The sequence below is a fragment of the Levilactobacillus spicheri DSM 15429 genome (genome assembly GCF_001435095.1).
In the GTDB taxonomy this organism is placed as follows: Bacteria; Bacillota; Bacilli; order Lactobacillales; family Lactobacillaceae; genus Levilactobacillus; species Levilactobacillus spicheri.
Map to the genome: position 1 here is coordinate 280126 of NZ_AZFC01000015.1, position 18633 is coordinate 298758.

Sequence of the window (18633 nt, forward strand, 5' to 3'; positions counted from 1 at the left end):
AAAAAGTAAGCAATTAATCTCCAAAAGTTTAGCACCGGTCGCGTGCTTTGTCCAGGACGTGGAAGCGGCGTGCGGGAGGTCGCTGTGTTAAACTGAGAACAGACGTTTGTTTTCACCGTTTGAGAGGGGAGTCGAAAATGGACACACCAGAATTTCCACAAGGGTTCATCGATATTCAAGATGCGACCCAAAATAACCTGCAGCACGTGAATCTACGCGTGCCGAAGTACCAGACCACGGTCTTCGTGGGCCTGTCTGGTTCGGGAAAGTCGTCATTGGTCTTCGACACGATCGCCGCGGCCTCGCGCCGGGAGCTCAACGAGACCTTTCCCAGCTTTACCCAACAGTACCTGCCGAAGTACGGGCAGCCGCACGTCGGTCAGATTGACCATCTGCCGGTCGCCATCGTGATCGCCCAACAGCGCTTGGGGAAGAACGCTCGCTCGACGCTGGCCACTTACACCGGCATCTACTCGCTGGTCCGCCTGCTGTTCTCGCGGATCGGCAAGCCGTTTATCGGCTACTCGGACACCTTCTCGTTCAACCTGCCGCAGGGGATGTGTCCGACCTGTCAGGGCCTGGGCTACGTCGACGACATCGACGAAAGTCAGCTGATCGACCCGGAGAAGTCGCTGAACCAGGGCGCCATCACCTTCGTCAGCTTCGCGCCGGACACCTGGCGTTGGCGGCGCTACGGGACCAGCGGCCTGTTCGATAACGACAAGCCCATCAAGGATTACACGCCCGAGGAGTACGACCTGTTGATGCACGCGCCGCAACAGAAGCTGGCCCATCCCGGCGAGGGCTTTCCCCGCACGGCGCTCTATGAAGGGGTCGTCCCGCGGATTCGCCGGTCGATTATCGGCAAGAAGGAGGCCAGCCATCACAAGGCGGCCATCGACGCCATCGTTACCCGGAAACCCTGCCCGACCTGCCACGGGACGCGGCTGCGCGCTCAGGTCCTGACCAACCACATCAACGGCAAGAACATCGCCGAGGTGACGGCCATGGACCTGAACCACGTGTTGACCTTCTTAAAGGGCATCACGGAACCGCTGGCGACCGACGTGGTACGGGAATTGACCACCAAGATCCAGTCGTTGGTCGACATTGGGTTGGGCTACCTGACGCTCGACCGGGGGACCAGCTCCCTGTCCGGTGGGGAGGCCCAACGGATCAAGATCGCCAAGTACCTGACCAGCGCGCTGGTCGACATGGTCTACATCCTGGATGAACCCAGCGTGGGCCTGCACCCACACGACATTCAGCTGATCAAGCAGGCGCTGACCAAGCTCAAGGAGAAGGGCAACACCATCCTGGTGGTCGAGCACAATCCGGCCATGATCGCCTTTGCCGACTACGTGGTCGAGATGGGGCCCTACGCCGGGACTGCCGGGGGTCAGGTGACCTTTACCGGCACCTATCCCGAGCTGTTGGCCTCGGACACGCTGACCGGGACCTGGTTGCGCAAGCCGCACCAGTGGGGGCCGGAACGGCAGCCCACGGGCCACTTGGCGTTGCGTCACGTGACGCGCAATAATTTGAAGGACGTGGCGGTCGACGTGCCGCTGGGCGTGATGACCGTGATCTCCGGGGTCGCCGGCTCCGGGAAGAGCTCGCTGGTGGGCGCGCTGAAGCAGCAGCTGACCAGCGACTACATCGACCTGGCCCAGACGCCGGTCGGCATCAACATCCGGTCGACGCCGGCCACCTACCTGGGCGTGCTGGACGACATCCGCAAGCTGTTTGGCAAGGCCAACGGCGTGGCGGTCGGCTGGTTCAGCTACAACGGTAAGGGGGCCTGCCCGCGGTGTAAGGGGAAAGGGGTCACCATCACCAACATGGCCTTCATGGATCCGGTGGTGCAGACTTGCGAGCTGTGTCACGGGAAACGCTACAGCAAACAGGCTTTGCAGTACAGCTACCACGACCGCAACATCGCCCAGGTCCTGGGCCTGTCGGTCACCGCGGCGGCCGAGTTCTTTAAGAACGTGCCGGACGTGGCCCGCCAACTGGCGAACCTCGACCGGGTCGGCTTGGGCTACCTGACGCTGGACCAACCGCTGACCACCCTGTCCGGTGGGGAACTCCAGCGGCTGAAGTTGGCGGTCGAGCTGGGCAAGCAGGGGACCATTTACCTGCTGGACGAGCCGACCGCGGGCCTGCACCTGCAGGACACGGACCGGCTGTTGAAGCTCTTTAACCAGCTGGTCGCGGCGGGCAACTCGTTGATCATCATCGAGCACAACCTGGCCGTGATCAGTCAGGCCGACTGGTTGATCGACGTGGGGCCGGACGCCGGTCGGTACGGCGGTCAGATCCAGTACAGCGGGGTGCCCCGCCAGGCCGTCGACGTGGCGCAGTCCCGCACCGGGGTCGCGCTGCGGGAGTGGATGCGGTAAGCCTTGGCGCTTAATTTTAACTGTGTGACTAAATGAGTGAAAAAGAAAAGAGAGAACCTGGGGTCAACGTCTCGGGTTCTCCTTTTTTCATGGGCCTATCGTGGTTAAGCACGCGCTCGCCTTAGAACGTAAAGCATTATGCTGGGAAAACGTACGTTCTGTTTTGGCGTGATTTATGGTAAACTAGGAGCATTCTGACAACCGAAAGGACCGTGACGCGTGTGCCCACGACGATTTTGACGCCGGCTGAGAACCGGTTTTTACAATTGACCTATCCCGCCTTGGCGGACCCCGCGCTGACCCAGCTGATGCCGCAGCTGCGCGACCACCCAACGGTCAAGACAAACAGTGATTGGTTGACCACCCGGGCGAAGCAGGTCGTGACCGCCAGCCGGGTCGACTGGCTGGTCCAGGGGAGTCTGGCCTGGAAGCTGCTGGCACGGTTGCCGTACGCCGTCAATCCCAGCGAACAGCGCAGTCAGTGGCACCACTGCGCGTTGTGCCACCTGCCCGTCCGCTACGAGTACCACGTGGTCTTGCGGTCGGATGGCCGGGAAATCGTGGTGGGGTCGGAGTGTGTGAAAAAGTTCATGAGTGACGAAATGCAGTACCTGATGACCATTACCACCGAGCAAAACTTTCACGCGGTGGCCCAGTACGACGCGCTGGCCGCCCGTTACCCGCAGGTCCCCGAGATCTTGTGGGTGGCGGATGCTTTGCCGGACCTGCCCGCGGCGCACCACGCGCAGCGGCGGTGGGTCAAGCGGGGCACCCGCTCCACGGTGACCGGCTACCTGGAACATCGGACCACGGTCCTGCCCGAACGGCAGCTTTCGCCGTACCTGCAGGGCTACGCGGACCTGCAGGCCAAGGACCAGGCCGCTCATGCGGCCATCGTGGCCCGGCGCGAGCAACGGGTCGCACAGGAACGAACGGCCGCCGAGCGGGCCCAGCAGGCGGCATGGCAGGCCGCGGCCAGCGCTCAGACCACGGCCGAACAGCAGCTGCGCCAGTCGGCCCCGTACCGTTCCTGGGTGACGGCGGTGGCCACGGTGATCGTGCGGCGCGAACCGTTGGCCGCCTTCAAAGCGGCAATCGCCACCGTGACCCCACCCAAGGCCGTGAGCCGGCTGGTCAACGGTTACCAGTTGGGCGTCATGGCCAGTGAATTTGCCCACCAGGGACGGATTCGCGCGGAACGCCTGCAAATCGTGCCGCGGTACCTGGTGGCCGACCTGGACCGGGAAAGTCAGCGGTTGGCCGCCCAACGCCAACGGGATTGGGACGACGACGTGTTTAACGCCGCGGTCGGCTTTGACCTGCCGCTAGCCGAGCGCCAAGCCCGCTTGACCCAGCTCCGGCGAGGCTGGGAGGGGCGCCAGTTGTCCGCCGATTTGGTGGCCGAGCTGGCGACCCTGCGCGCCCGGCTGACGCAAGAACAGACCCTACCGGCGACCTGGCCGCCGGCGTTGTGCCAGGCCTTGCGTACCCGGCTGGCGGTCCAACCGGCGGACGCCTGGGTCCCGGCCCGCAAGAACCACGCAACGCCCGCCCAGTTGCACGCGTTGGTGGCGCCAGCACCGGACTTCGCGACGGTTCGGGCACGTTTCACGCGGCTCTACGATCTGCCGCCAGAGGCGGCGGCCGTGACGCTGTCGGCGTTGGAACAGTACTACCTGCAACGCCGCGACCGCCAGGCCCACCGCCAAGCCGCTACCCAGGCACTGGTGGACCAACTATTCGAAAACGACTAGCCAATCAGTGGGAGCTGATCGGCTTTTTTTATTTTCACTTTTTGAACACTTGTTCCCCTTGGGAAAATCCAGTATAATAGGGTTCCAAAGGAAACATGGGCAAGAAGGGGGTCAACCGGGATGGCGACACAGCGAACGTACATTGCAATCGACTTGAAGTCGTTCTATGCCTCGGCGGAGTGCGCGGCCCGGGACCTCGACCCGCTGAACATCAACCTGGTCGTGGCGGACAAGTCGCGGACTGATAAGACCATCTGCCTGGCGGTCTCCCCGGCGCTCAAGAGTTTTGGCCTGCCTGGGCGGCCCCGGCTGTTTCAGGTGGAACAACAGGTCGCTCAATTGAACCGTGAACGCGCCCAGCAGGTCCACCACCGCTTGGGGCCCAAGGCCGTGGAGAAGGACCGGCTGTTGAAGCATCCCGGTTATCAGATTGATTACCTGATTGCTCGGCCGCGGATGGCCTACTACCTGCAGGTCAGTGATTCGATTTATCAGATCTACCTCAAGTACGTGGCGGCCGAGCAGATCCACGTGTACTCGATCGACGAGGTGTTCATGGACGTGACTGAGTACCTGAAGCTGTACCACACCACGGCCCATGACCTGGCGAAGACCATCATCCACGACGTCCAGGACCACACTGGTATCACCGCCACGGCGGGGATCGGTACCAATTTATACCTGGCGAAGGTCGCGATGGACATCGTGGCCAAGAAGATTCCTGCCGATGAAGACGGGGTCCGCATCGCTAAACTGACGGAGCTGAGCTACCGCAAGTATCTCTGGGCCCACCAGCCGTTGACCGACTTTTGGCGCATCGGCCGGGGGTCCGCCAAGCGGTTAGAAAAACTGGGGCTGCACACCATGGGCGACATTGCCCGCCGGTCGTTGGGCAGCTTGGCGGAGCGGCACAACGAAGAAGACTTGTACCAGGAATTCGGCAAGGTCGCCGAGCTGATTATCGACCACGCCTGGGGGTATGAACCGACCACACTGCACGACATCAAGGCCTATCAGCCCAGCGACCACAGCATTGGGTCCGGCCAGGTGTTGGCGACGCCGTACCCGTATGACAAAGCGAAAATCGTGACCCGGGAGATGGTCGACTCGTTGACCTTGGAGCTGGTGAAAAAACACTTGGTCTGTGACCAGGTGATGCTGCACGTGGCGTACGATACCAGTAGCCTGACCGCCGCGACCGCTGCGGTGACCAACGACTATTACGGTCGTCAGACGCCCAAGGCCGCGCACGGCAGCGTCACTTTGACCGAGCCCACCTCGTCGACCCAGGTGCTGCGGCAAGCCATCGAACGGATCTTTGCGGCCAAGGTGAACCGCCAGTACCGGATTCGCAAGATCACGGTCACGGTCAACCACGTCATCTCGGAGGACCAGGCCGCGGCCACGGTGTACGGCGAGCAACTCGACTTGTTTCAGAGTGCCCATCAGGTGGCCCGACAACAACGGGTCCAGCAGGCGCGCCAAAAGGAACGCAAGACGCAAGAGGCGATTCTGAAGTTGCAAGAGAAGTTCGGGAAGAACGCCGTGATTCGGGCGGCGGATCTCCAGCCGTGCGCGACGTTGAAGAAACGAAACCAGGAGATTGGGGGGCACCGCTCATGACGCACGAACAGGCAGAAAAACGGGCCATTGCCGCAACCCTTTTTAATAACACGGACCGCTATGCCGATATCATGCGCTTGCCCCACCACGAATCGACGCGCCACCCGCAGATGCCCAACGGCGAGCGGGCCGCTCAGTTTGCGCCGTTTGCGGCTTTGACGGGCTACCACGAGTTGCTGGCGCAGAGCAGTCACCGCTTGGCCCAGCAATCGCGGCTGCCGTTCGAGGAGGACCAGGTCCTGCAGCAGCATTTGCGGGACCTGGCGCGGGTAGTGCGGACCAAGCCCAAGGTCAGCCTGACCTACTTCGACCCGGAGACCGGCGAGACGCGGACGCTGGAGACACGGGTCGTCGGGGTCGATTCCGCGACCCAGCAGGTGACGCTGGTCAATCGAGCGGTGTTGCCGTTTGAGGTGTTGCAGGCAGTGACCTTTATTTAGAAAATTAATAAATTTTGGCAATTCAATAGTATCCTATACAGCGTTTTTATCGTTGCATAGGATTTTTTATATGGTTGTAAATGTTTAATATGAGGCATGTACAGAGTCCGTAAAGCCCCCCAATTCAGCCATTCAACGAGGTAAACTAGGTTCAGGTTAGCGCGCTGACCATACGGAATAGGGAGGAATTTTTGATGAAGCGAATGAAACAGCGGTTAGGGGCCACCCTCGCAACGGCCTTGGTTTTGTTGCCTTTGATGACGCCAGTTGCTCACGCCCAGGCGTCAACTGATGATTTAATTGCCCCACACCGGGCACAATATGGTTACTATGTTGATAACTACAAAAACAGCACGTATGATAATACAAATCCCATCACTAACCCAGCTGATGGATTGCTGAGTAATTTTTCAAAATATTGGTCACCAACTAAGGGACAATTAAACCCTAGCATTTTAAATCAAAACACAGCTATTTCAGCTCGGATTACGCAGACTCGTACAGCGGCCGAGGTAAAGCGGTCATACCTCACGGATTGGCGTGATTTAGCCTATAGCTTGATTGCGGGCTTAGGACCCTTCGAGTCTGCTTTCATCAAAAATGCTGATGCGAAGACTGCCTATATGGATTTACCGGCAGCACCGGATCCAGCACATAAACCTTATTCCGGAGTAAGATGGGCTGATCCTAATAGTAAATTGGGTGATATGGTTAAGCTAGTTAATGTTGTTCGAGGGAGATTTGGATCTGCGGGAACGCCTAAGCACTACTATCAATACCAACGTCCTTACCGATTAAGCCCAGATGTTTTACCTAACCCATATTTAAATAACGTCATGCGTGCAGCTGGGAAAGCGGACTATGATTTTCCTAGTGGACATACTACGGCGGGATTTGAAGCCGGGGAGGCATTTGCTTACGCTTTCCCAGAACGTTTCCAGCAGTTGATTACGCGTTCCTCTGAAGTGGGATATGATCGTATCTTAGCCGGTCGGCACTCACCTTTAGCAACGATGGGTGGTCGGATGTTAGGGACGGCTGTCGTAGCCAGTGTGTTAAATGACCCAGCAAATAAAGATCTCATGAAACAGGCTTACGCGGAAGCCCATTCCAGCAATCTACAAACTAGTCCGTTAGTTAATGCACATGATGATTACAGTAGTTACCGTGAAAACCAAAAGAACTACCGGTACCGGATGACCTACAACCTGCCGCAAATCGGGGCCAAGGGCCTGGCACCACGGGTACCGAAGGGCGCCGAAGTCCTATTGGCAACGCGGTTACCTTACCTGAGCAATGATCAACGGCGGATGGCCCTGGCCACCACCGAAATTCAATCGGGTTACCCACTGTTAGACGATGTCGAAGGTTGGGGCCGTCTGGACCTCTTCTCGGCCGCTAACGGCTACGGCGCATTACCAAGTACGACCAAGGTGAACATGGATGCGACCAAGGGTGGCTTCAACGCCAAGGACGTTTGGCGCAACAACATGACGGGAACCGGTAAGTTGGTCAAGCAAGGAACCGGTGACCTGGCCCTGAACGGGAACAACCAATTCACGGGTGGGGTTCAAGTCGATGGTGGGAACCTGACGCTGAACAACGCCAACGCCGCCGGGAAGGGTGACGTGAAGTTAACGGACGGGACCCTGAGTGCGCCCGTGACCGTGAAGTTGCAACGGGGCTACCAACAAGCGCAACGTGGGACGTTAGCGCTGACCACCACGAAGACCACGGCCTTGAAGATCCACGGCAAGGCTAAGCTGGCCGGAACGTTGCGGCTGACGAACCTGGCAGGCCTGAAGAATCATCAATCCCTGATTACCTTTGGTAGTCACCAAGGGAAGTTCAGCCACGTGTACGGCTTACCAAAGGGCTGGCACGTAACGTACACCGCTCACAAATTAGAACTCGTTCGCGGCTAGTTCCGCAACCAGTGAATGAAAAAATCACGGCAACCAGCGTTCTCTCAGCGCTGATTGCCGTGATTTTTGATAGGCTTTATTGATCAAATGTGGTTGAATAGAAGAAGACATTAAAACTAGACCAATTTTAAATGCCATCAAAATAGTGACGAAAAAAGAAGGCCAAATCCGCTTGAAACTTATCCAAAGATGACCAACTGATTATTCGATCAATTATTCGGCGTGTGTTGTTTTTGCCACTGCTTAGGGGACATCCCCGTCCAGCGGTGAAATTGACGGCTAAAATTAGCTAAGTTGGTGTACCCCAAGGCGGACCCAATATCGCCAATCGGATACTGGGGCTTCAGCAAAAGTTTTTTGGCCTCGTTGACCTTTAATTTGGTGAGATACTCGCGGGGGGAAATGCCATAAGTTTGTTTAAAAATCCGGAAACCGTAACCGTCACTGATGCCGACGGTACTGATAGCCGCTTGGACCAGACCGGTCTCTGGCTGGGTGTAGCCATTCTTGACGTAACCGAGAACTTGGTTCGTGAGAGCATCTTTGAGATAGTCCGCAATCACGCGAGAGTATTCGATGGCGGTGGGGGAGCTGCCGTTCTTGGTGACAGTGCGGCTCGCATTATAGAAAATTTGCAGAATCTTAGACAGTTCAATTTGGATGGTCATCTTGGTATTGAAGTCGAAGTTTTCTTGATGCGTCAGACCGTCTAATCTGTCGAAATGGGGTGCGATTCGTTTACACAGGGGTGATTGGGCTGGATAGTGGTAAGTGAGCCCCTGAATTAGTTGAGCCTTCAGATTAGGATCATCCAGATCAAAGTGAAAACAAAAGTAGGTCAGGTCATGTTCCGCCCACGCTTGATGAATGAACTCGGGAGGAATCAGGAAAAAGTCACCTTGGGCGAGGTCATAATCGTGATGCTGAATACGTAAATGTTCGGTACCAGCAACGACGTAGATGCATTCAAAGGCGGAATGTTTTTCGATGGGAACCGTCCAATCGTCTGCCACCGCTTGCTCGTGAGCGCCAAAAAAGGTCAGATTCCAGTCCAAAACGGGCAACCGTTTGGCGTTCTTTAGAAAGTCCATGGGACACCTCCAAATTCTATCCAAAAACAATTAAATTTAATTATATGTCATATTTGAACAATTACAAGTTCGATTACGGGATATACACCATTCTAAAAAGTTGGCATACTAGATTTCAGATAAAGAAAGCGTTTTCTTTTTAAACGGGTTAGCAGGAGGAAACTATGTCATTAAAAAAGATCCTTTACGGAACAGCCTACTATTATGAGTATCTCCCTTATGATCGGTTAGAGCAAGATATTGCGATGATGGTCAAGGCCCACATCAACGTCGTTCGGATTGGCGAAAGTACTTGGAGCACCTACGAAAAGCAGGATGGTGTCTTCGATTTCTCAACACTGGATAAGGTGCTAGATGCGATGCACGCCGCTGGCATTCAGGTGATTGTGGGGACACCGACCTACGCCATCCCCACTTGGTTAGCGAAGAAATATCCCGAAATCATGGTCCAAATTGACGGGAAGCGGCAACCGTATGGTGCACGGCAAATTTTTGACATCACGGCGCCAGCCTACTTACGGTATGCCGAACGGATCATTCGTAAGATGATTCGCCATGTGGCTCAGCATCCAGCTGTGATTGGTTATCAGGTCGACAACGAAACAAAGTACTACGGTACCTCAAGTGATAACGTTCAACGGGGATTCGTTCAGTTCATGAAGGACCAGTTTGATGGTGACCTGGACGCCCTGAATCACGAATTCGGTTTGGACTACTGGAGTAATCGAATCAACGCCTGGGAGGATTTTCCTTCCATGGACGGGACCATCAATGGCAGCTTGAAGGCCGAGTTTGACCGGTACCGGCGCGGCTTAGTCACCCAATTCCTACAGTGGCAAGTCGACTTGGTCAGCCAGTATAAGCAACCGAACCAGTTCGTCACCCACAACTTTGACTTCGAGTGGCGGGGTTACTCCTACGGCATTCAACCAGACGTGGATCACTTTGCGGCCAGCGAACCGTTGGATTACGCGGGTGGGGATGTTTATCACCCGTCACGGAAACACCTGACGGGTGCCGAGATTTCCTTCGCCGGTGATCTGTTACGAACCCTGAAGCATGACAACTACTTAATCATGGAGACGCAGGCCCAAGCCTTTAAGCAGCAGGTCCCTTATCCGGGTCAGCTTCGCCAATTGGCCTTTAGCCACATCGCCTCCGGTGCCAACATGGTGGAATATTGGCACTGGCATTCAATCCATAATTCCGCTGAAACTTACTGGAAAGGCATCCTCAGTCATGATTTCCAGCCAAACCCGATCTATAACGAAGTTGTTCAGACCGGGGGCCAATTAGCCCAGCTATCGGATCATCTGGTGAACTTAAAGGCGAAAGCCGACGTGGCCTTTCTGGTCAGCAATCAAAGCCTGTCAGCTCTCCAGAACTTTCCGTTTTCCGACCAACGTAACTACAACGACGTTTTTCGGGCGCTCTATGATGAGTTCTACAAGTTAAACATTCGGACGGACATCACGGACGAGCACCATATTCGGTTAGACGATTACCAGTTAATCGTGGTGCCAGCACTCTACAGCGTCAGCGACACGTTCTTGGAAGCGTTGAACGCCTACGTGAAGCGGGGTGGCCACGTTATCTACACCTTCAAGTCTGGCTTTACCGACGAGCACGTAAAGGTTCGCACGGTCCAACAACCAGGCATTATCAGCGAAGCCTGTGGGGTGCACTACGAGCTATTCGTCGACCCTGATGGCTGTCAACTGGTACCGCAAGACGCTACCATCGACGGTCACAGCGACCTACATTTACAAGATTGGATGGAGCTGTTGGTGCCCGACACGGCCCAAGTCATTGCCAAGTATGACGATCCAAACTGGCACGACTATGCGGCCATTACCAAGAATCAATTTGGCGCCGGCTCAACCATCTATCTGGGGTGCTTCCCTTCGGCGGACGTTTTACGGCAGGTGATTCAGGCGTACGCCCAGGAGTTGAACCTATTGCCGTTTGCGGCGACCTTCCCGGTGATTATCAAACAGGGACGTAATCAACTCGGTAAGACGGTGACCTTCTACTTTAACTACTCTAGCGAGGCGCAAACGGCCCAACTTGTGGCACCAGGACAAGAGTTGATCACCGATACGACGGTGACGGCCCCGGTCCGCTTGGACCCTTGGGGTGTGGCCATCGTTGAAAGTTCACCAAAAGAATAGGAGTTTTAAAAAATGACAAACACACGCGTTACCTCACTGGTCGACCAACTGACCTTACAGGAAAAGGCCGAGTTAGTGAGTGGTAAGAATTTCTGGTTTACCCAAGCAATTGACCGGTTGGGGCTTCAAAAGATCATGATGACCGATGGCCCCTCGGGGTTACGGAAGCAGGCGGACAGCGCAGACGCTTTGGGGTTGAATCGGAGTGTTCAGGCCGTTAATTTCCCGGCTTCCGCGTTAACGGCTAGTTCCTTTAACCGGTCAATGCTTGAGAAGTTGGGCGAGCACCTGGGGAACGCCGCTCGGGCCAACCAGGTATCCGTTTTATTAGGACCGGGGATCAACATTAAGCGCAGCCCGTTAGCTGGTCGGAACTTTGAATACTTCTCCGAGGATCCGTTAGTCGCCGGAGAACTGGGAACGGCCTACGTCCAGGGGGTTCAATCTCAGGGCGTCGGCGTCAGTGTGAAGCACTTTGCGGCGAATAACCGCGAAAATCAACGGTTTACCGCGTCGTCCAACATGGATGAACGGACACTCCGGGAAATCTATCTGGCGGCCTTCGAGCGAATCGTCAAGCAGGCACAACCGGCTACGTTAATGTGTTCCTATAATGCCATCAACCATTCCCTGAACTCGCAAAATAAGCGGTTATTAACGGATATTTTACGAGACGAATGGAACTTCAAAGGCCTCGTGATGTCCGATTGGGGCGCAGTGGCCGATCATACGGCGGCGTTGAAGGCGGGGCTCGACCTGGAAATGCCGGGCAAGGGTCAGGCCTCCGTGGACGAAATCGTCACGGCCGTCGAACAAGGCCAACTTGCCGAAGCACAACTAGACCGTTCGGTGGAACGGGTTCTTACGATGATCTTGGATTATGCGTTGCCGGCCGATGAGACCGTTGACTATGACTTAAACGAACAACATGATTTTGCTAAACAAATGGCAGAACAAAGCATGGTCTTGTTAAAGAATTCGGATGACATTTTGCCATTGAAGCCTGAGGAACAGGTTGGCATCGTTGGTGAACTAGCCGCTAAGCCACGGTATCAGGGCGGTGGTAGTTCACACGTAAACGCCTTTAAGGTCACGACTCCCTTAGAAGTGGCTCAGTCAGACGGATTTGAAAGCGGTTACGCTCAAGGCTATTCGTTAGATACAACGACGGTGGATACCGACTTGGCTAATGATGCGTTAGAGTTGGCGAAGTCGGTGGACAAGGTTATCTTCTTCGCGGGAGTACCTGAACAGGATGAATCCGAAGGGTACGATAAGACGACCATTGAGTTGCCGGCTAATCAGAATGATCTGATTACCAAAATTGCGGCCGTTAACCCCAACATCGTCGTGGTATTGCAAAACGGTTCGGCGGTCACGATGCCGTGGCTAGCCCAGGTCAAAGGGGTGCTGGAGACCTACCTGGCGGGTGAAGCCGTTGGTGAGGCGACCTGGGATGTGCTGGATGGCACAATCAACCCGAGTGGTCACTTGGCCGAGACCTTCCCGCTGCGGATTGAGGATACGCCATCGTACGAGACCTTTAACGCCAGTCGAGAAGACGAAAACTACCGTGAAGGACTTTTCGTAGGGTACCGGTATTACGATACCAAGAAATTGCCGGTTCTCTTCCCATTTGGCTACGGGCTTAGTTACACGACCTTTAGTTTCCATGACCTTCAGGTGAAGGAAGTTGCGGGCCATCAAGTGGCCGTGCAATTGACGGTCACGAATACCGGTCAGCGAGCCGGAGTCGCGACGCCACAGATTTACGTGGCTAACCAGACCAGCCAGATTGAAAAACCAGTCAAGGAATTACGGGACTTTGCGAAGGTCGCCTTGGAAGCGGGCGAAAGTCAGACCATTACGCGGACGTTAGATCAACGGGCGTTTAGCTGGTTCAATCCGCAGACCGAAGCCTGGGAAAGTGATACCGGCACCTACGAGATCTTAGTGGGGACGTCGGTCACGGACGTGGTCTTACGTCAAGCGCTGACTCTGAAATGGGGCTCAACGACCCTTCAACCGGTCACCGAGAACACCTACTTCAGTGACGTTATTCGGCGGCGTGATTTAACGGCAGCGTTGGAAGAATCGGGCCTGGATAAGCTGTTGGCGACGTTAAACGGTTCATCCGAGAACGCTCAACTGCTCGAAAACATTCCATTACGTTCTGCCGTCATGCTGGGAGCGGATAGCCAGCAGGTCGCGCAGTTCATTCGGTTAGCGAACCGGTAAGCGTTGGTCAGGGAACGACCCGGCATCATCGGTGATGGTGCGGACGTTCTTACATAAAAGGAGAAGAACATTATGGACGTACAAGCAAGTAAAACGAAAACCACGAGTAAGATGGGTAAGGCCGATCGCATTCGTTTTTCTATCAGTTTCTTTATCTTTGCCTTTCTGTGGATGAGTGGATTGGGCGTTGTGAACTCGGTGCTGTTGCCACAACATTTGAAGGACTTAGTGGGACCAAACTCGGCCACCGCCATCTTCGGGGTTCTGAGTGCGGCCACGGCCATTACGTCGTTGATTGCCAACCTGATCTTTGGGAATTTCTCGGACCGAACCCGTTCACGCTTTGGGCGGCGGACGCCCTGGGTGGTCTCCGGTGGGATCATTGGCGGAATTTCCCTGTTCCTGATTGGGGTCTTTGCGAATCCATGGTTGATTGGGATTGCCTTCTGCATGAGCATGGTCGGGTTAAACATGATGATTGCCCCCGTGATTGCGACGTTATCTGACCGGATTCCCGACGACATGCGGGCAACGATGTCCGCCTTTATGTCCGCCGGAACGACCTGTGGGGCCGCCATGGGGACCTTAATTGGCGCCCGGTTCATTACGATTCAGATTCCAGGATTCGTTGTGGGCGGTGTCTTGATGGGAATTGCGGGGTTATGTACCGCAATTGTCTGGCCACGAGAGAAGTCGTCCAAGGACATGCCCGCCGTTAGTGGTGGTATGAAGGACCTTGTGATGTCATTCCGGCCTCCAGTTAAAGGTGCACGGGATTTCTGGTTAGCGTTCGTTGGTCGGACCCTCTTAATCTTCAGCTACTACATGATTTTTAATTACCAACTGTTCATTTTGGAAAGTTACATCGGCCAGGGAAAGACCAGCGCAGCGGCCACCATTTCCATCATGTCCGTGATTACGATGATTGTCGGCCTGGTTGGATCCTTGACCTCTGGGGCCATCTCCGACTTTATCGGTCGGCGGAAGTTACCGGTCATCGTGGCGTCAGTACTGCTGGCCATTGGGTACCTCTTACCTTGGGTCATGAAGTCGTCCTTCTCGATGCTACTTTTCGCCGGATTCGCGGGACTGGGTTACGCCGTCTATGGGGCCGTCGATCAAGCCTTGAACGTGGATGTGTTACCGTCTAAGGCGGAAGCCGGGAAAGACCTGGGGATTTTAAACATCGCCACCACACTGGGTCAAACGGCAGGTCCCATTGTCACCAGTGCCATCGTTGTGGCGGGCGGCTACGATCTAGTCTTCCCAACGGCGATTGTCTTTGCGGCACTGGCCTGCATCTTCATTCAAATGATTCGTTCTACGAAGTAGGTTAAAAACGAGGAGGAATTTTTTATGACAACTTGGATTCAAAGTACGCCAACGTCACAGTTACAAACCAAGACTTTGACGGGGGTGCACGCCACCACATCGGCGGACTTACAGTTAACGGGAAAGACCCTGCAAGCCTTGCGCGGATTCGGTGGTTGCTTTAATGAATTGGGCTACTTGCCGTTAAATCAATTAAAGGCTGATCAACAAGAAGACATCCTCAAGGACTTGTTCTCGCCGGATGGTTTAAACTTCACCTTTAACCGGACGCCCATCGGCGCCAACGACTTTGCGGAAACCTGGTACAGCTACGATGAAACGGCGGGCGACTACCAGTTGAAGCACTTCTCCGTTGACCATGATAAGCAAACGCTGATTCCGTACATTAAGCGGGCACAAAAGTACCAGCCCAACTTACAACTCTTTGCCAGTCCGTGGACGCCACCGACCTGGATGAAGTTCCCGAAGGTCTATAACTTCGGCCGCATCGTGATGACGCCGGAGAACTTGCAAGCCTACGCCGACTACTTCGTGAAGTACCTGCAGGCTTACGAGGAACAAGGGATTCACGTGCAACGGGTTTGTCCACAAAACGAGGTCTTTGCCGATCAGAAGTTCCCATCCTGCTTGTGGAGCAGCGATGATCTGCGAACCTTTATTCGCGACTACCTTGGCCCAACCTTGGAGAAGTCCGGACTAGACACCGACATCTTCTTGGGAACCCTGAACGGCCCTGAGGATACCTCCTTTAGCCCGACTGGTATGAAACTCGATAATTATAACCGGTACGTCGACAACATTCTCTTCGACGGAGATGCCCGCAAGTACATCAAGGGTATCGGGTATCAGTGGGCCGGCCAACACGCCATTGAGCGGACGCACGCGTCCTGGCCAGAAATTGAATTGATTCAGACGGAATCCGAGTGTGGGATGGGCGACAATAGCTGGTCCTACGCGGAATACATCTTCCATCTGGTTAACCACTACTTCACGGCCGGCGCAACGGCCTACACGTACTGGAACATCATTCTGGGCGACTCCATCAGTACCTGGGGTTGGCACCAGAACTCCCTGTTCTCCATTGATTCGAAGACCCAAGAAGTTACGCGCAACCCTGAATACTACGTGATGCGGCACTACGCCCACTACGTCAAGCCGGGTGCTCACGTGTTAGCAACGACGGGGCACTTCAACTCGATGGGAAAGGCGTTCCGCAACCCGGACGGTCAACTCGTGGTAGTTGTTCAAAACGCTTTGGAGCGGGAATTACCATTTACGTTTGCCGATCCGGAGAACCCGGATAAGGGCGTTCAAGCAACCTTGGCTCCCAACTCATTTAACACGTTCGTGATTGATTAGAGTCATTAAAAAGCCACACCATTGACAATGTTCGGTTGTCGATGGTGTGGCTTTTTCGGTTAATCAAAGTGAATGCTGAAGTCGTGCCCACGGTCGTCACGGTCCAGCTGAGCGGAGGCAATCGACAGTCGCTACTTGTAGTCATGTCTAATCCGTCAACGTGTCGTCTTTTTCCATGGCCGCTTGTTTCCGATGGTTCACTATATTCGCGAGGGTGATGCCCAGCGAACAGAGGACCAACGGCCAGTTGACGGCCCAAGTGTAGAGGAACCAGTGACTGGCGTTGGCCGGCTTGAAGAAGGCCAGCAGGGACAGCCCGTGGGTGGCGCTGGCCACGACCAGCAAGCCGAACAGGACTAGCTGGCAGAGCAATCCACCAGCCGTGGAGAAGCGGTACTTATTGATGATGGCACTGTCGTCATCGACCACTTCGGACTCGTACAGCTCACGGTTGACCGTTGGGTTGTCGTCCCCGATGTAGAGGGCAATCAGGAGAAGCCCCAGCAGGTACGGCCACTTCCAGGGAATCAGGACCAGCAGGTGGCCGGCAATCAGCAAGCCCTGACCCAGCCGGCGTTTCTGATCCGCATCGTGATGGGCCAGCGCGCCGAGAATGCCGGCGCCGCCTTCGAAACCAATCAGGTAGACCACGAAGACCAGGTACATCCCCAGCTTGCCCCAGTAGTAGTACGCCATGAAACTACTGAACAACAGGACGTAGCTGAGCATGAACCCCCGGTTGATCAGCCGTAACTTGAAGTTGACCAGCTTGGTCCGGTCGGCGTAAAGCTCGATCAGCGCAATCACCAGGGCCACCAGGATAATGCCTAAAGTGACCCAGTAGGAGATGTTCAGGCTGGCCTTTCGCAGGGTGGTCAATAGCGCAATTGCGGCGAAGAAGACCACCGAGAGCCACCACCGCCAGAACTGCTTGAGCCCGTGACGCTGGTTGGGTTGCCCGCGATAGAAGTCGTGGGTGAACTCGTTTAACAGGAGTCCGCCGGGCAGCGCCACCAGGTTCAGCACCGCCAGTAGCGCGAAGGACAGTGAGAAGCTGAGTTTGAGGTAGAAGTCCAGTCCGAGCAGTAGCCCCATCAGCAGGAAAACCAGCCAGTAGACGCTCTTCATCTTGAAGTGGGTGGTGTGCGTGAGGTGCAGCTTGACGGTCAGGAAGTACGGCCAAATCGTAGCGGCACTGTAGCCCCACAGCACGCTCCCGGCAATCAACCAGCCCAGCGAGGTGGTCAGCGCGAACGGCAGGCTCCCCAGGGCCCCGAAGACCAGGGTCAGGATCAGGTAGGTGCTGGAACGCAGGTTGAGCCGCTTGGTGTAGAAGATGCTGGCGGCCCGCGAGATGTACACGGCGACCAGGGTGATCAGGTAGGTGGCACTCTGCGTTTTTTGGTACTGAAACAGAATTAAAATGTACGGCAACATGATGCCGGTGTTCGCCAAGAAGTTCAGCGTGCCCACCGAGACATCGATACCCAGTTGTTTAAGGCGGTTCACGACCGCGTCCCCCTTTAAGGTACTCGTTTTGATTAGGTCTAGTATAGCAAGTTATGGGCGAGAACGCTTAAGCGGGCACCCTATAACTAAAAAAGCGGATGGTCAGCGCCATCCGCTTCAGCCGCCTAAGCCGCCGAAGACGTCTTCGGTGTCAGGCGTTTTTCAATGAAGGATAAGACTAAGTCGGTGATGATCGCCATCAGCGCGGTCGGCAACGCCCCGGCGAGGATGATGGCCCCGCCGTTCGTCGCGTTGGTCCCGCGGACGATGATGTCCCCGAGGCCACCGGAGCCGATGAACGACCCGATGACCGTGATCCCGATGCCCAGTACCAGGGCGTTTCGAATCCCGGCGATGATCACCGAGAGGGAAAGCGGAATCCGGATGGTGGTCATAATCTGCATCCGGGTCATCCCCATACCCTTACCGGCGTCCAGCACGTCGCGGTCGACGCTGAGCATGCCGGTGTAGGTGTTCTTCACGATGGGTAGCAGCGAGTAGAGGAAGACGGTCGCGATGACCGTGTTCTGCCCCAGCCCGAGGCCCAGCATCAGGATTGACAGCATCGCCAGCGACGGCACGGTCTGAATCACGTTGGCAAAGCCAATGACGACCGGCGAGAGCCGCCGGTGCTGCGAGGTCCAGATCCCGATGGGAATCCCCACGATGGCCCCGAGGAGCACCCCGTAGATGGACACCAGGAAGGTTTGGTTGAACTGGTTCAGGACGTACATCCCGTTATGCGCAAAATAGTAAATGAGTTGTGACCAGAGTCCCATGTCTTTCATA

The 18633-nt window shown here is 55.6% G+C and carries 12 protein-coding genes and 1 pseudogene; 10 read left to right on the top strand and 3 right to left on the bottom strand.

From position 1 onward, the window contains the following. The first annotated feature begins 137 nt into the window (after positions 1–137). The 6 genes and pseudogenes from FD37_RS05135 (at position 138) to FD37_RS13145 (ending at position 8144) form a co-directional block, all read left to right on the top strand. Positions 138–2402, top strand: coding sequence for an ATP-binding cassette domain-containing protein (locus tag FD37_RS05135; protein WP_056963935.1), 2265 nt, complete (start codon positions 138–140; stop codon positions 2400–2402). Positions 2403–2623: 221 nt separating this feature from the next. Next, complete coding sequence (locus FD37_RS05140; protein WP_056963937.1) at positions 2624–4156, top strand: hypothetical protein; 1533 nt, start codon at positions 2624–2626, stop codon at positions 4154–4156. A 120-nt stretch (positions 4157–4276) separates the two neighbouring features. Then, a complete protein-coding gene (locus FD37_RS05145) occupies positions 4277–5779 on the top strand; it encodes a Y-family DNA polymerase (protein WP_056963939.1) in 1503 nt (500 codons plus the stop codon). Continuing rightward, the gene (locus FD37_RS05150) at positions 5776–6219 is read left to right on the top strand and encodes a hypothetical protein (protein ID WP_056963941.1); all 444 of its coding nucleotides are present in this window, start codon (positions 5776–5778) and stop codon (positions 6217–6219) included. The genes FD37_RS05145 and FD37_RS05150 overlap by 4 nt, the downstream gene beginning before the upstream one ends. Positions 6220–6926: 707 nt before the next feature. Then, positions 6927–7268 (top strand): annotated as a pseudogene (locus tag FD37_RS13140) (phosphatase PAP2 family protein); the annotation flags it as partial. 33 nt (positions 7269–7301) lie between these two features. After that, the gene (locus FD37_RS13145; protein ID WP_225436301.1) at positions 7302–8144 is read left to right on the top strand and encodes an autotransporter-associated beta strand repeat-containing protein; all 843 of its coding nucleotides are present in this window, start codon (positions 7302–7304) and stop codon (positions 8142–8144) included. A 209-nt stretch (positions 8145–8353) separates the two neighbouring features. On the opposite strand, the gene FD37_RS05160 is transcribed toward FD37_RS13145, so the two are convergent. Continuing rightward, positions 8354–9235 (bottom strand): helix-turn-helix domain-containing protein, encoded by an 882-nt coding sequence (locus FD37_RS05160; RefSeq protein WP_056963943.1) that lies wholly within the window; start codon positions 9233–9235, stop codon positions 8354–8356. A gap of 164 nt (positions 9236–9399) precedes the next feature. Between FD37_RS05160 and FD37_RS05165 the strand changes: the two genes are divergently transcribed. The 4 genes from FD37_RS05165 (at position 9400) to FD37_RS05180 (ending at position 16335) form a co-directional block, all read left to right on the top strand. Next, positions 9400–11406: a beta-galactosidase gene (locus FD37_RS05165; protein ID WP_056963945.1), complete on the top strand. Its 2007-nt coding sequence runs from the start codon at positions 9400–9402 to the stop codon at positions 11404–11406. A gap of 12 nt (positions 11407–11418) precedes the next feature. After that, positions 11419–13644, top strand: coding sequence for a beta-glucosidase (locus tag FD37_RS05170; RefSeq protein ID WP_056963948.1), 2226 nt, complete (start codon positions 11419–11421; stop codon positions 13642–13644). 72 nt (positions 13645–13716) lie between these two features. Continuing rightward, entirely contained in the window at positions 13717–14976 is a 1260-nt protein-coding gene (locus FD37_RS05175) for an MFS transporter (protein WP_056963950.1), read from the top strand. A 24-nt stretch (positions 14977–15000) separates the two neighbouring features. After that, entirely contained in the window at positions 15001–16335 is a 1335-nt protein-coding gene (locus tag FD37_RS05180; protein WP_056963952.1) for a glycoside hydrolase family 30 protein, read from the top strand. A 147-nt stretch (positions 16336–16482) separates the two neighbouring features. Here the strand turns inward: FD37_RS05180 and FD37_RS05185 are convergent, their stop codons facing one another. Both FD37_RS05185 and FD37_RS05190 read right to left on the bottom strand, forming a co-directional pair. Further along, positions 16483–17844, bottom strand: coding sequence for a hypothetical protein (locus FD37_RS05185; RefSeq protein ID WP_056963954.1), 1362 nt, complete (start codon positions 17842–17844; stop codon positions 16483–16485). Between the two features lie 125 nt (positions 17845–17969). Beyond that, a complete protein-coding gene (locus FD37_RS05190; protein ID WP_045807536.1) occupies positions 17970–18632 on the bottom strand; it encodes an ABC transporter permease in 663 nt (220 codons plus the stop codon). Between the last annotated feature and the right edge of the window lies 1 nt (position 18633).

Bases quoted from the DNA above. Each gene is read 5' to 3' on its own strand.
- FD37_RS05135 (WP_056963935.1), top strand. From the start codon at position 138: ATGGACACACCAGAATTTCCACAAGGGTTCATCGATATTCAAGATGCG.
- FD37_RS05145 (WP_056963939.1), top strand. From the start codon at position 4,277: ATGGCGACACAGCGAACGTACATTGCAATCGACTTGAAGTCGTTCTAT.
- FD37_RS05150 (WP_056963941.1), top strand. From the start codon at position 5,776: ATGACGCACGAACAGGCAGAAAAACGGGCCATTGCCGCAACCCTTTTT.
- FD37_RS13145 (WP_225436301.1), top strand. From the start codon at position 7,302: ATGAAACAGGCTTACGCGGAAGCCCATTCCAGCAATCTACAAACTAGT.
- FD37_RS05160 (WP_056963943.1), bottom strand. From the start codon at position 9,235: ATGGACTTTCTAAAGAACGCCAAACGGTTGCCCGTTTTGGACTGGAAT.
- FD37_RS05165 (WP_056963945.1), top strand. From the start codon at position 9,400: ATGTCATTAAAAAAGATCCTTTACGGAACAGCCTACTATTATGAGTAT.
- FD37_RS05170 (WP_056963948.1), top strand. From the start codon at position 11,419: ATGACAAACACACGCGTTACCTCACTGGTCGACCAACTGACCTTACAG.
- FD37_RS05175 (WP_056963950.1), top strand. From the start codon at position 13,717: ATGGACGTACAAGCAAGTAAAACGAAAACCACGAGTAAGATGGGTAAG.
- FD37_RS05180 (WP_056963952.1), top strand. From the start codon at position 15,001: ATGACAACTTGGATTCAAAGTACGCCAACGTCACAGTTACAAACCAAG.
- FD37_RS05190 (WP_045807536.1), bottom strand. From the start codon at position 18,632: ATGAAAGACATGGGACTCTGGTCACAACTCATTTACTATTTTGCGCAT.